Origin of the sequence: Streptomyces sp. Inha503, assembly GCF_047215865.1 — a bacterium.
GTDB classification, from domain to species: domain Bacteria; phylum Actinomycetota; class Actinomycetes; order Streptomycetales; family Streptomycetaceae; genus Streptomyces; species Streptomyces lycopersici.
In genome coordinates, this window is sequence record NZ_CP178360.1 from 4,804,094 (window position 1) to 4,817,909 (window position 13,816).

Here is a 13,816-nt window from a genome sequence, read left to right on the forward strand (position 1 = left end):
CCTACGGCCCCGTAGGTTACGACACCGTAGGTTAAAGCGAAAATAAACAGGCCAGGGCCTGTGGATGGCGCGCGGTGAACTCGGCGTGACGCGCTCCCACTTGGCGATCCGGGCCGACGGAGCCGGTCCGCCGCCGGAGAGCGATTCGCCCCGTACACAACAAAAGCGCCCCGGCCGGATGGCCGGGGCGCTCCGCAGCGGCGTGCGCGCTTCGTCGATCGATCGCGTCAGTCGGTCTGCTTGCGGGACTTCCTGTCTCCCGCCATCACCAGACCCGCGATCACCAGGAACAGGATGATCGGAGCAGCGACATAGAGGCCCAGTGTCTCGGCGACACTCAGGCCCGGACCCGGGTCGTCACCGTCGTCGCGGGTGAGCGCGAACGCGGGGGACGACATCAGCAGCATCGCCGTCGTCGCGGCGATGACTGCACCGGCGCGCACGGCGTTCTTTTTGACCTTGTTGCTCACGGACTCAAGTTATCCGACGCCCCCCGGCGCCGCGTGCCCGGGGTGGCCTTTAACACGGTGCTGAGATGGCCATGACATGGCCCCGGCCACCGGCTCAGCGGCGGCCCGCCTCGCTGAGGTGGACCGTGGGCGGCAGCAGCCGTGGCGCGGCACGCGAGGCGAGGACGCGTATCCGCAGCCCGTCGGCGGTGACGGGCGCGGCCAGCGGAAGGATGCGCCGGGCCCCGACGGTCGTCCCGGAGGCGATGTCCCGCCAGGTCCCGGCCACCCGGGCCTGCACGGTGAACTCCTCCACCCGCTGCCCCTGGCGGATGTCCTCACCGAGCCGCACCCGGTCGAAGGTCACCGGATGACCGGGGGCCGGCCGGGAGCCGGTGCCGTATGTCGTCCTTACGGCCTTGCCGAAGGCCGTAAGGGAGGCCATATCGGCGTCGTCGATCCGGCCGTTCTTCGCGGGCGGGACATTGAGCAGCAACGAGGCGTTACGGCCAACGCTGCGCTCGTACAGCGACATCAGCTGGTCCGGGGTCTTGGGCCGCTCCGCGGGGTCGTGGAACCAGCCGGGGCGGATCGAGACATCGGCCTCGGCCGGGTACCACTGGAGATAGCGCACGCCCGGCGCGGTCAGCTTCGCGCGCGAGCCGATGTCGGCGTCGGTGGAGTCATTGGGCAGCCCGCCACCGATGACGGTCCAGGGGTCGACCGCGGACGGGGTCACCGACCACTCGGTCTCCCGGGCGATGCCGTCCTCGTTGCCCACCCAGCGCACGCCCTGGGCACCCTGGAAGATCACCGAATTCGGCGAGAGCGCGTGGATCAGCTCGAACCAGTTCCTGACGTTGTAGTGCTGGGTGACGCCCGCACCGCCCCAGGGGTTGGCGCCGTCCAGCCAGAACTCGTCGATGGGGCCGTACTGCGTCAGGATCTCGTAGATCTGGTTGAGGTAGTACGCGTCGTAGTCGTCGGCGGCGAAGCGGAAGGTGGGCAGCGCGCCGGAGGCGACCTTGTCCGCCCGGTCGTCGCCGGGGACGAGGCTGGGGATGGTGCGCTCGGTGGGCTTGCTGCCGTTGCCGTAGCGGCCCTGGCCGGCGGGTGCGCGGTCGCCGTCCTCCAGGGCCATCCGCTCGGGCAGCGACAGCTCCTCGCCGTTCTGCTGCTTCTCGCGGATCTTCTCGACCCACTGGGCGTGCCAGGCGTGCGGCAACTCGGCGCCGTCCGCGGGCGAGAGATAGACGCCGACCTTGAGTCCCGCCTTACGGGCGGCCTTGACGTACGCGCCCAGGACATCGCCGTCGGGATTCCGGCCGCCGGGGCCCTTCGTCCACCAGGGGCTGGCCTCGACGTCGTGGTCGGTGTAACGGCTCGGGTAGAGCGCGAAGCCGTCGTGGTGCTTGGCGGTGAGCATGACCTGCTTGGCACCGGCGGCCTTGTACGCCCGCATCCACTGGTCCATGGCGAGCTCGGGCGGGTCGAAGAGCTTCTCGTCCTCGGCCCCGGAGCCCCACTGGCGGCCGGTCATGGTGTTCATGCCGAAGTGGGTGAAGGCGGTGACCTCGCGCTGCTGCCAGGCCCGCTGCCCCGGGGTGGGAACGGTGTGGGCGGCCTTGTCGATGATGCGGGCAGGGGTGTCGCAGCCCTCGACGACCTGCTGCGGGGCAGGGATGACGGGCCCCTCACATCCGGCCCGCGCGGCGGCCTCCGCGGCAGCCTCCGCGGGTGCGGGAGGAACGGCGGCGACCGCAAGCGCGGCCAGGGCGAGGGCACGCAGCACGAACAGCACACGCCGCCGTCCGCGATTTCCGTGGATGCCGGACGTTCCGGCCAGAGGTCGGGCCATGGTCCCCTCCAGGTCTCCGATCGGCATTGATCGGATCTCTATGGCGGTGTCCATGACAGCCTGACAGAGCAGAGACACTCTGGGGAGACCGCACACGACAGAGGTCCCACCTATGGAGTGGAACAGCCACCACGAGGCGCCCACGATGCGGCAGGGACCCCGCCCCTGCACCCCGAGGACTGGGGCGGAGCCCCCCGCTCCGAGGGCTGGGGCGGAGCCCCGGTACGGGGGCTGGGGCGGAGCCCCGGTACGGGGGCTGAGGCGGAGCCCCGGTACGGGGGCTGAGGCGGAGCCCCGGTACGGGGGCTGAGGCGGAGCCCCGGTACGGGGGCTGAGGCGGAGCCCCGGTACGGGGCCCGGGACGGAGCTCCGCTCCGGGGCTGAGGCAGAGCCCCCACGCCGGGGCCCGGGACGGAGCTCCACCCCGGGGCCTCGGCCAGAGCCCACTCCGGGATCTGAGACGGAGCCCCCGCTCCGGGGGCTGAGGCGGAGCCCCACTCGGGGGCCCAGGGCAGAGCCCCATGCCGGAGTCCGGGGCAGAGCCCCGACCCAGAACCCGGGCCGGAGCCCCCACGCCGGGGCCCGGGGCGGAGCCCCACTCCAGAGCCCGGGCCAGAGCCCCACTCGGGGCCCGCGGCAGAACCCCACTCGGGAGCCCAGGGCAGAGCCCCGACCCAGAACCCCGGCCAGAGCCCCCACGCCGGGGCCCGGGGCGGAGCCCCACTCCAGAGCCCGGGCCAGAGCCCCACTCGGGGCCCGCGGCAGAACCCCACTCGGGAGCCCAGGGCAGAGCCCCGACCCAGAACCCCGGCCAGAGCCCCCACGCCGGGGCCCGGGGCGGAGCCCCACTCCAGAGCCCGGGCCAGAGCCCCACTCGGGGCCCGCGGCAGAACCCCACTCGGGAGCCCAGGGCAGAGCCCCGACCCAGAACCCCGGCCAGAGCCCCCACGCCGGGGCCCGGGGCGGAGCCCCACTCCAGAGCCCGGGCCAGAGCCCCACTCGGGGCCCGCGGCAGAACCCCACTCGGGAGCCCAGGGCAGAGCCCCGACCCAGAACCCCGGCCAGAGCCCCCACGCCGGGGCCCGGGGCGGAGCCCCACTCGGGGGTCCGGGGCGGAGCCCCGGCTACGGGGTCTGGGGCGGAGCCCCGGTTTCGGGAAGGGGCGGGGAGGGGAACAGCCCGCCGCAGGCGGCACGATCAGGCGCCAACAGGGCCACCTCATCCATCAGCGCGCGCAGCCTGGCCGAGGCGACCAGCTCCTCCAGGGACATCGGCCGCCCCTCGGCATCAGCGATCGGCAGCCGCCAGTTGGGGTACTGATCCCATGTGCCCGGCAGATTCTGCGGTCTGCGGTCCCCCACCGCATCCGGCAGCCAGACGCCCACCATCTTCGCCGGGGTGCGCAGCAAAAAGCGGTGGACCGCCTTGACCGCCGCCTCCTCGTCGCCCGGCCCCTCCGGCAGCAGCCCGAGCCGCCCCAGCAGCCCCAGCCACTCCGCGACCTCGACCGCGTCCGCCGCGCGCTCCTCGGCCAGGGGGCGGCTCAGCAGGCCCAGCCGGTGGCGCAGCTCGACATGGTCGCCGGTGAGCCGGGCGGCCGTGCTCGGCAGATCGTGGGTGGTCACGGTGGCCAGGCAGTCCGCCCGCCACTCCTCCGGCGCCAGCGGCCGCGCGGCGCCCGTCCCGTTGTAGTTCCGCTCGAACCACATCACCGAGGTGCCCAGCACCCCCCGCCGCTCCAGCTCCTCCCGCACACCGGGCTCGACCGTCCCCAGGTCCTCCCCTATGACGACCGCCCCGGCCCGGTGCGCCTCCAGGGCGAGCACTCCGAGCATCGCCTCCGCGTCGTAGCGGACGTAACAGCCCTCGGTCGGCTCCCGCCCCTCCGGCACCCACCACAGCCGGAAGAGGCCCATCACATGGTCGATACGGAGCGCGCCCGCGTGCCGCAAGAGGCCGCTCAGCAGATCGCGGTAGGGGGCGTAGCCGGTGGCCGCGAGGGCGTCCGGGCGCCACGGCGGCAGGCCCCAGTCCTGGCCCCGGGAGTTGAAGGCGTCCGGGGGCGCGCCGATCGACATGCCGGAGGCGAAGACGTCCTGGAGCGCCCAGGCGTCGGCGCCCGAGGGATGCACCCCGACCGCCAGGTCGTGGACGATGCCGATCCCCATGCCCGCGTCGCGCGCGGCGCGCTGGGCGGCGGCCAGCTGGGTGTCGGTGAGCCAGGCCAGCCAGCAGTGGAAGTCGGTGCGGTCCAGGTGCTCGGCCCGCGCGCGTGCGGTGCCCGCGGAGCGCGGATCGGCCAGGCCGCCGGGCCAGGCGCGCCATTCGGGGCCGTGGGTCTCGGCGAGCGCGCACCACAGGGCGTGGTCCTCCAGGGCCTGACCGCGCTCGGCGAGGAAGTCGCAGTAGGCGGCGCGGCGGCCGGGGCTGAGCGGGACCGTCCGCACCAGCTCCAGCGCCTCGCGCTTGAGGGCCCAGACGGCGTCCCGGTCGATGAGGGCACCCTCGCGCAGGACGGAGTCACGGAGGGCGGCGGCGGCCTCCAGCAGCTGATCGGCCCGCTCACGGGCGCGGCCGCGCAGATGGGCGTATTCGGGTACGTCCTCGATCCGCAGATGGACCGGGTCGGGGAAGCGCCGCGAGGAGGGGCGGTACGGCGAGGGGTCGGTGGGCGCGGCCGGAGTGCCGGGCACGGCGGCGTGCAGCGGATTGATCTGGACGAAGCCGGCGCCGAGCGCCCGACCCGACCAGGCGGCCAGATCGGCCAGGTCGCCGAGGTCGCCCATGCCCCAGGAGCGTGCGGAGAGCAGCGAGTAGAGCTGTACCAGGAAGCCGTGGCTGCGGACCGGGGACAACGGCATCCGGTCGGGGGCCACGATGAGGGGGGCGGTGGCGCGGCGGCCGTCGGGGGCCTCGGCGAGCAGGGTGTGGGCGCCGGGCGGCAGTGCGGCGAGCGCGGTAAGGAGACCATCGGCGGTGGCGTCATCCGTGAAGACGCCATCCGTAAGAACGCGGCCCGTAAGAACGCCATCCGTAAGGGCACGGTCCAGGGCACCATCCAGGGCGCCGTTCTCGTGGGCGCCGTTCGCGTGGGCGCCCTTCTTCAGAGAACCATCGGCCCGTAACGCCCCCGCGGCCGCCCGCCCCCGTGGGTGCGGTGCGCCATTCTCGGGGCGCACCCGCAGCGCCGTGCCCTCGGGCAGGCTCAGGCGGGGCACCTTGCCGGGGCGCACCACCACACAGGGGGGCAGCAGCCGGTCGCGCTGCCGGCCGTCGTGCCGGTCCAGCGCTTCGCGTACGGCTCGGGGGGTCGAGGCGTCCACGCCGAGCGCGGCGAGCACGGCGACGACCGTGTCCTCGGGCACCTGGACGGTGCGGCCCGGGGCGGGGTCGTAGGAGGTGGCGACACCGTGCAGCTCGGCGAGCCGCGCTCTGCCCATCAGTACTCCATCGGCTCGCAGCCCGCGCCCGCGCCGGTAAGGACGGCGGTCGGCTCACTCGTCAGGGGAGTTTCGGCGGCGAGCGGAGGCTCGCTGGTCAGGGGAATGTTGTCGGCGAGCGGAGGCTCGCTGGTGAGGGGCGCCTCGGTGGCGCTTCCGGACCCGAAGCCGTCCAAGCCGCACAGTCCGCAGTCGGGGTCGGAGACCCCGTCGAAGGGATCCGGTTCGATGGACGCCTCGGGGCCGGGTTTGGACAGGGCGGAGAAAAGAAGTTGAGCTGACGTGGCCACACGGACCTCCGTGGGGTTGTCGGCAGTGGGTCATCCCGAGCCCTACCCACTCCGGACGGGCGCAGACGTAAACGCCCCCCGGACGTGCTGTAGGTCACATCCCCTCTGGGCGGCGATTTCACTGCGCGAAGGGACCAGGGGCACAGAGTTTACGAACAGGACCGCCCTTCATCCGTCAGACTTGCGCCGGGCGTGCCGCGCCCGGCGCGGGCCGCCCGAGGCCCGGCGCCAGGCGCCCGGGGCGCGGCGCACGCGGCAATGCCGACACTTCGGTCGTTCGCGTTGACACCCTCACCGGCCTGGTGGTGGGCTCACGCCTATCGGCGCCATATCTACGGGGACCGGCTATCTGGATCGAGGAGAGGCCCGTGCAGTTCGGGGGGAAGAGGCCCAGGGCAGCGGGCGCGACGGCGATGGCCGCCGCGGTCATCGGGGGGCTGCTCGGCGGTGCCCCGGCGGCCACCGCGGCACCGGCGGACCACGGCGCCCCGGGCGCCGCCACACCGGAGCGCGACAGCAGTGAGGGCATACCGCCCGTATGGCCGCGCCCCCAGTCGCTGAAGGCGCGGGGGTCGGAGGTGGCCCTGGGGGACGAGGCCACGCTCATAGCCGACGGCGACGCCGATCCGTACGCCCTGGACGCGCTGCGCGGCCTGCTGCACGACGCGGGGGTGCGCACCGTCAACGAGGCCACCCCCGGTGGCAAGGCCCCGGCGCGCGGGCTGGTGGTGCACGTCGGCGGTAAGGGCGCGACGAACGCGCTGCGCGCCCTGCGCGCGCCCGAGCGCGGCGACCTCCCTTCCGGCGGCTATCTCCTGGCCACGGGCCCGGTCGACGGGCAGCCCACGGTCGCGCTGTCCGGCGTCGGCCCGGACGGGCTCTTCCACGCCGTCCAGACCCTGCGCCAGCTGCTGGTGAAGCGGGAGGGCCGGGGCTCCGCCTTCGCCGGGGTGACCGTCCGCGACTGGCCCGCGACGGCCGTAAGGGGGACGACGGAGGGGTTCTACGGCTCCCCGTGGTCGCACCGCGACCGGCTGGCCCAGCTCGACTTCATGGGCCGCACCAAGCAGAACCGCTATCTCTACGCGCCCGGCGACGACACCTACCGGCAGGCCCGCTGGCGCGACCCCTACCCGGCCGAGCGGCGCGAGGAGTTCCGCGAGCTGGCCACGCGGGCCCGGGCCAACCATGTGACCCTGGGCTGGGCGGCCTCCCCCGGCCAGGAGATGTGCTTCTCGTCCTCGAAGGACCTCAAGGCGCTGCTGCGGAAGGTCGACGCCATGTGGGCGCTCGGGGTGCGCTCCTTCCAGCTCCAGTTCCAGGACGTCAGCTACAGCGAGTGGCACTGCGGCGCCGACGCCGATGAATTCGGCTCCGGCCCGGAGGCCGCCGCCACCGCGCAGGCCAAGGTGGCAGGCGCCCTCGCCCGCCACCTGGCCGACCGCTACCCCGGCTCGGCCCCGCTGTCCCTGATGCCGACCGAGTACTACCAGGACGGCGACACCGAGTTCCGGCGTGCCCTGGCCGGGGCGCTCGACCAGCGTGTGGAGGTCGCCTGGACCGGGGTCGGGGTGGTGCCCAGGACCATCACCGGGGGCGAGCTGGCCGGTGCCCGGTCGGCGTTCGGCCACCGCCTGGTCACCATGGACAACTACCCGGTCAACGACTGGGCGCAGGACCGGATCTTCCTCGGCCCGTACACCGGCCGCGACCCGGCGGTGGCCACCCAATCCGCGGCGCTGCTGGCCAACGCCATGGAGCAGCCGACCGCCTCCCGGATCCCGCTGTTCACCGCCGCCGACTTCGCCTGGAACCCGCGCGGCTACCGCCCCCAGGAGTCCTGGCAGGCGGCCATCGACGACCTCGCCGGGAACGACACCAAGACCCGCGCCGCCCTGCGCGCCCTCGCCGGTAACGACGCCTCCTCGGTGCTCGGCGGCGACGAGTCCGCGTATCTGCGCCCGCTCATCGACGCGTTCTGGACGGCCCTGGGCGGTACGGACGTGGCGCGGCTGGAGCGCTCGGCCGACCGGCTGCGCGAGGCCTTCACGACGATGCGTGACGCCCCCGAGCGGCTCTCCCGCACGCTGGGCGACGATGTGCGGCCCTGGCTCGACCAGCTGAGCCGGTACGGCGACGCGGGGGTGCGGGCCGTGGACATGCTCACCGCCCAGGCGCGCGGCGACGGGGCGGCGGCCTGGAAGGCCCAGCTCGCGGTGGAGGCGCTGCGCGAGAGGATCGGGGACAGCCGGGTCACGGTCGGCAAAGGCGTCCTCGACCCGTTCCTGGCCAAGGCCCTGGTCCGCGCGGACGCCTGGTCGGGTGTGGACCGGACCCCGAAGCTGGGGCTGCGGACCGGCAAGGAGGACCGCGCGGCGGCCGACGGTAAGGCGGCCACCGAGGTGTCCTCGCCCGGCCGCCCGGTCACCGTGCGCTTCGGCCGCAGCCGTCCGCTCGCCTCCGTCTCCGCGCTCACCGCCCGGGTCCAGGACGCCGCGCCCGGCACCGTCGAGGCGCATGTCCCCGGTGCGGGCTGGCGCCGCATCGGCGCCCTCTCCGGCAGTGGCTTCACCCAGGTCAGGGCGGCTGAGGGGGACAAGGACCTGTCGGCGGACGCGATCCGGCTCAGCTGGCCGGAGGGCACCACCCCGCCGGCCGTGCACGAGATCACGCCCTGGTTCGGCGACACCCCGGACGCCGGGCTCACGCTGTCCCACAAGACGGCGGACGCGCAGATAGGCGGCGACGCGGCCGTGGTCGAGGCCCAGCTGGTCTCCCACCGCCCCGGCGATGTGAACGGCGACCTTACGGTGAAGGCGCCGCGCGGCATCACCGTCCGCGCCCCCGACGGGGTGACGGCCCCGCGCGGCGGTACGGCGACCGCCCGGCTGGAGATATCGGTGGCCAAGGGCACCAAGCCGGGCAACTACTCCCTCCCGGTCCGCTTCGGGTCCGAGGAGCGCACGCTGACGTTAAGGGCGCATCCGCATACCGGCGGCCCGGACCTGGTCCGTGCGGAGGGCACGAAGGCGACCTCGTCCGGCGATGAGACCGCCGATTTCCCGGCGTCCGCCGCGATCGACGGCAAGGCGGACACCCGCTGGTCCTCCCCGGCCGAGGACGGCGCCTGGCTCCAGCTGGAGCTGGCCCACCCGGCCCGGATCGGCCGCCTGGAGCTGAACTGGCAGGACGCGTACGCCTCCCGCTACCGCGTCCAGGTCTCCAAGGACGGCCGCACCTGGCGCGACGCGGCGACGGTCGCCCATGGGAAGGGCGGCCTGGAGTCGATCGGCATGGATGCCCCCGACACGCGGTTCATCCGCGTCCAGGGCGTCGAGCGCGCCACCCGCTTCGGCTACTCCCTCTGGTCGGTCGCCGCCTACGCGGTCCGGAACGACTAGGGGCGTCCGACGGTACGCGTACGCCTGCGGCGGGCCACACGGTGGAGCCGCGTGGCCCGCCGGACAGGACCCGGGGGCTTCCGCGAGCAGACACAGTAATGGCCCGGTCTCTCAGGCAGATTTGCCGTCGATCCGGGCCACCGCGTCTTCCGCGCCGTATGCCTGGAGGTATGGCATCCAGCGCGGGTCCCTATGGCCCGTGCCGATGATCCGCCAGGCGAGCCCCGACGGCGGCGCGGGTTGATGGCGCAGCCGCCAGCCGATCTCGGCGACATGGCGGTCTGCCTTGACGTGATTGCACCGACGGCACGCGGCGACCACGTTCTCCCAGGTGTGCTGCCCGCCACGGCTGCGCGGGATGACGTGATCGACGCTGGTTGCGACGCCACCGCAGTAGGCGCATCGGCCGCCGTCGCGGGCGAACAGGGCGCGGCGGGTGAGCGGGACGGGGCCGCGAAAGGGCACCCGCACAAAGCGCTTCAGCCGGACGACGCTGGGTGCGGGGATCACGCGGGTCGCGCTGTGCATCAGGGCGCCTGAGTCCTCGAGGCTGACGGCTTTGTCATTGAGGACGAGTACGAGCGCGCGGCGGAGCGGTACGACGCCGAGGGGCTCGTACGACGCGTTGAGGACCAGGACATGCGGCACGGGGGCCTCCTTGTACGCCGGCGGCGCGTGGCTCGCGCCGGGACGATCTCCCCCAGTTTCCCCTGAACCCTGGCCGGAACGCCACTATCACCGGGTTAACGGTTGAGAGGCATTTCCGCGTACCGCACGTATACCCTCCGTACCCGGCGGCGACACCGGCCGCTTGACCACCGCCCCGTCGGCCTCCCGGCGCCCTTGCGAACGAGGTGCGCGGGCAGCGGGACACCACCGCGAAGTGGCAAGAATCACGGCCCGCTCCGGCCGGTGCCGCCGCACGGCCCCCGGCCGGGGCAGAAGGTGGAATTGCCGCCTCCGGACCCGCTCGAATGCGCCCCCTGACCGCGCTCGCGCGCTCTCGAACACAGGAACGGCGCATCTCGCGCCCGGCTACTGTGTGAGAGGTTGCGCGCTCGGGCGATCCGTGCGGGCATGTCGCATACGAAGGGTTTCTGCTGTGTTCTGGTCCGCTGCTCTGTCCGCTGACTCGACGCCTCGTCCCACGACTCTCGACGATGCGCAGAAGAGCGCCACGAACGCCGCGGGCTGGGTGGAGGAGAACTGGTCCACCTGGCTCGGCATCGGGCTGCGCATAGCCCTGATCCTGATCATCGCCTTCGTGCTCCGGTCCGTCGTCCGGCGGGCGATCACCAAGCTGATAGAGCGGATGAACCGCACGGCCCAGGCCGTCGACGGCACCGCGCTCGGCGGGCTGCTGGTCAATGTGGAGCGACGGCGTCAGCGGTCCGCGGCGATCGGCTCGGTGCTGCGCTCCGTGGCCTCGTTCCTGATCATGGGCACCGCGGGGCTGATGATCCTCTCCGCGCTGGAGATCAATCTGGCGCCGCTGCTGGCCAGCGCCGGGGTCGCGGGGGTGGCGATCGGTTTCGGCGCCCGCAATCTGGTCACCGACTTCCTCTCCGGTGTCTTCATGATCCTCGAGGACCAGTACGGGGTCGGCGACACGGTCGACGCCGGGGTGGCCTCCGGCGAGGTGATCGAGGTCGGTCTGCGCGTCACCAAGCTGCGCGGGGACAACGGCGAGATCTGGTACGTGCGCAACGGCGAGGTCAAGCGGATCGGCAACCTCAGCCAGGGCTGGGCCACGGCCGCGCTCGATGTCCAGGTCCGGGCCGAGGAGGATCTGGAGCAGGTCCGGGCCGTGATCACGCAGGTCGGCGTGGACATGGCCAAGGAGGAGCCGTGGAACGAGCGGCTCTGGGAGCCGATCGAGGTCCTGGGTCTCGACGCGGTCTATCTGGACTCGATGGTCGTCCGGGTGTCGGCGCGGACCATGCCCGGCAAGGCGCTCGGCGTCGAGCGGGAGCTGCGCTGGCGGATCAAGAAGGCGCTGGACGAAGCGGGCATCCAGCTCGTCGGCCGGCCGCTGGATCCGGAGCTCCAGACCGACGCCGTCGATCCGAGCGCCACCACCGCGGCACCGTCGGCGCTGGCCAACCCGGACTCGCCGCAGTCGGCGGCGGCCAGCCCGATCGCTCCCGGCGCCGGTCCGGCCGCCACCCCCTCCGCGACGGTGCCGCCGCCCACGACGAAGTGAGCGCGGCGGACATGACGCGGCTCCCGCCCCGGAACGGAACGGGAGCCGCGTCCGACCCGGCCGCTCAGCGGCGGTGGTGTCCGCCGAACGAGGTGAGATAGCCGGCCGCGGGCGTGCCCACACCGGTCACGTCGTCATAACCCACGACCGCGTGGAGCGAGCTGTCCCGGCCGAGGCTGCGCAGCGAGGTCACCAGCCCGTCGGTGTCGTCGTGGCTGTTGACGTAGTCGACCCGGACCACGCCCAGCGAGACGCCGGCGCCCAGCGGGTGGTCGGTCACATCGTGGTACGAGGCGGTGCCGTACCGGTCGTACAGCGACGGGTTGGCGAAGCCGATCGGCTGGCCGCCGCGCGCCTGCTGGGCGAGCGCCTGCATACCGGCGATCACGGGCGCGGCCAGTGAGGTCCCGCCGATGCGGTACTCGCCGTACTGGAGCGATCCGTCCGGGAAGGTCTGCGTCTGGCCCACCAGGAAGCCGGTGTTGGGGTCGGCCACGGCCGCGATGTCCGGGGTCACCCGCTGCTTGGCCGTGCCGCCGCCCGCCAGGGCGAGCGCGTCCGGGACCACACCGCGCTGGTAGAAGGGCTGGGCGACGGTCTTGCTGGTGCCGCCCCCGGCGCCGGAGGTGTACGCGCCGGGCAGCGCGTCCCAGTTGGTGCCGTCGGCCGAGAGAGTGGCCTTGGTGGTGCCCCAGCCGGTCTCCCACTGGTACTTCTCGCCCTTGCCGACGGCCAGGGAGGTGCCGCCGACCGCCGTCACCCATGCCGAGTTGGCCGGGGTGTCGACCTGCTTGGTGCCGGTGGACGCCACGTTGTCGCCGTTGTCACCGGAGGAGAAGTAGAAGCCGATGCCCTCGACCGCGCCCTGCTGGAAGATCTGGTCGTAGGCGGCGGCCACGTCCGGCGTCTCGTTGGCCTCCACATCGCCCCAGGAGTTGGAGACGATGTCGGCCAGCCGGTTGTCGACGACCTTGGCGAGTGAGTCGAGGAGATCGTCGTCGGTGCAGGAGGCTCCGCCGACGTAGACGATGTCCGCCGCGGGCGCCACCGCGTGCACCGCCTCGACGTCGAGGGTCTCCTCGCCGTACCAGCCGCTCGCGTCGCACTCCTCGGTGTACCGGTAGTCGGCCGGCAGCACCTGCGTCAACTGGCCCTTGCGGTAGCCCGGGTCGCCGTTGCGCTTGGCGTACCGGGCGGCGTCCGCGGCGATGGTGGGCGAGGCGAAGGCGTCGGTGATGGCCACGGTGGCGCCCCTACCGGTGTTGCGGCTCCTGGCGCCGTAGGCGGCGCGCAGCTGCTTGCCGGTGTACCCCTTGACCGCGTACGGCTGCTTGGCGCCGTAGGCCGAGGGCAGGCCGCGGTCGGTCCGGGAACCGTAATAGGAGGAGAACGGCCCGGCGTTCTCGAAGACCGGTCCGGGGGGCGGGAGGGTCTCGTCGTGCTTGGCCCGCTTGGGCGCGTTGTCCAGGCCGACGACCGTCAGCACGGCGCCGTGGAGCGAGGCGGGCACGGTGGCCGCGTTCGACGGCGCCCGGTAGACCTTGCCGCCCTTGGTGTAGTTGTGCAGCTGGGTGCCGAACGCCCGCTCGGCGGCGGAGACTTCGCCCGTGGCCGACAGATAGTGCTGGTTGCCGCCCGTGACCTCGAGCCCGGCGCCCTTCAACCAGGCGGTCACGGCGTCCTTCTGTTGCCGTGTCGCTCCGAAACGTGCCTGGGTCCGGCGGGCCGACAGGAACTTGCCGTAGTCCGGGGAGGAGGGGTCGGACACGGCCTTGGCGTAGTCGGCCAGCCCCTTGGCGTCCCGTCCGGCCAGATAGACGCGCGCGGTGACCTTACTGCCGTCATCGGTCGCGCCGCGGTCCGAACGCGCGGTCGCCCAGGCGGGTTTGGTGCCGTTCAGGGTGTCACGGCCGTGCGGTGCGGAGTCGGCCTGGGCCGTGGGTATGCCCAGCGCCAGCGCACCGGCCACCAACGGCAGCGCCGCCGCCAGCCCCAGGGCCGTGCGTCTTCTGGAACGGGCCGTGCGCTCCCGGGAAGATATAGATCTCACCTAGCCCCCTCGCGATTCGAGTCGTCGCATGACAGTGGGGGCTGACGATCACAGTCACCCCACCGGAGGCCACTCTTACGGTGACTTGTCCATGCCAGGTACATGGATGATCCATCTCTTCGCCA

Annotated in this window: 8 protein-coding genes; 2 read left to right on the top strand and 6 right to left on the bottom strand. The window is 73.1% G+C overall.

The features are described 5' to 3' along the window. Positions 1 to 227 precede the first annotated feature (227 nt). The 4 genes from ACJX2R_RS20165 to ACJX2R_RS20180 form a co-directional block, all read right to left on the bottom strand. Entirely contained in the window at positions 228 to 470 is a 243-nt protein-coding gene (locus tag ACJX2R_RS20165; RefSeq protein ID WP_014060726.1) for a hypothetical protein, read from the bottom strand. A gap of 94 nt (positions 471 to 564) precedes the next feature. Next, positions 565 to 2,307: an alpha-L-fucosidase gene (locus ACJX2R_RS20170; RefSeq protein ID WP_413101264.1), complete on the bottom strand. Its 1,743-nt coding sequence runs from the start codon at positions 2,305 to 2,307 to the stop codon at positions 565 to 567. 1,124 nt (positions 2,308 to 3,431) lie between these two features. After that, positions 3,432 to 5,747, bottom strand: a complete 2,316-nt coding sequence (malQ, locus tag ACJX2R_RS20175; protein WP_413101265.1) for a 4-alpha-glucanotransferase — start codon at positions 5,745 to 5,747, stop codon at positions 3,432 to 3,434. Then, positions 5,747 to 6,037, bottom strand: coding sequence for a hypothetical protein (locus tag ACJX2R_RS20180; RefSeq protein WP_413101266.1), 291 nt, complete (start codon positions 6,035 to 6,037; stop codon positions 5,747 to 5,749). Before ACJX2R_RS20180 ends, malQ begins: the two co-directional genes overlap by 1 nt. Before the next feature lie 413 nt (positions 6,038 to 6,450). On the opposite strand from ACJX2R_RS20180, the gene ACJX2R_RS20185 reads away from it, so the two are divergent. Then, entirely contained in the window at positions 6,451 to 9,438 is a 2,988-nt protein-coding gene (locus tag ACJX2R_RS20185; protein ID WP_413105905.1) for a beta-N-acetylglucosaminidase domain-containing protein, read from the top strand. Positions 9,439 to 9,549: 111 nt separating this feature from the next. Here the strand turns inward: ACJX2R_RS20185 and ACJX2R_RS20190 are convergent, their stop codons facing one another. Beyond that, positions 9,550 to 10,086 (bottom strand): HNH endonuclease, encoded by a 537-nt coding sequence (locus ACJX2R_RS20190; RefSeq protein WP_262699954.1) that lies wholly within the window; start codon positions 10,084 to 10,086, stop codon positions 9,550 to 9,552. Positions 10,087 to 10,540: 454 nt separating this feature from the next. Here ACJX2R_RS20190 and ACJX2R_RS20195 point away from each other — a divergent pair, with 454 nt between their 5' ends. Continuing rightward, positions 10,541 to 11,641 carry a mechanosensitive ion channel domain-containing protein gene (locus tag ACJX2R_RS20195; protein ID WP_413101267.1) on the top strand — a complete coding sequence of 367 codons (1,101 nt, stop codon included), beginning with the start codon at positions 10,541 to 10,543 and terminating at the stop codon, positions 11,639 to 11,641. A gap of 64 nt (positions 11,642 to 11,705) precedes the next feature. On the opposite strand, the gene ACJX2R_RS20200 is transcribed toward ACJX2R_RS20195, so the two are convergent. Beyond that, on the bottom strand, positions 11,706 to 13,631 hold the full coding sequence (locus ACJX2R_RS20200; protein ID WP_413105906.1) for a protease pro-enzyme activation domain-containing protein: 1,926 nt from the start codon (positions 13,629 to 13,631) through the stop codon (positions 11,706 to 11,708). Between the last annotated feature and the right edge of the window lie 185 nt (positions 13,632 to 13,816).

Bases quoted from the DNA above. Each gene is read 5' to 3' on its own strand.
- ACJX2R_RS20170 (WP_413101264.1), bottom strand. From the start codon at position 2,307: ATGGCCCGACCTCTGGCCGGAACGTCCGGCATCCACGGAAATCGCGGA.
- malQ (WP_413101265.1), bottom strand. From the start codon at position 5,747: ATGGGCAGAGCGCGGCTCGCCGAGCTGCACGGTGTCGCCACCTCCTAC.
- ACJX2R_RS20185 (WP_413105905.1), top strand. From the start codon at position 6,451: ATGGCCGCCGCGGTCATCGGGGGGCTGCTCGGCGGTGCCCCGGCGGCC.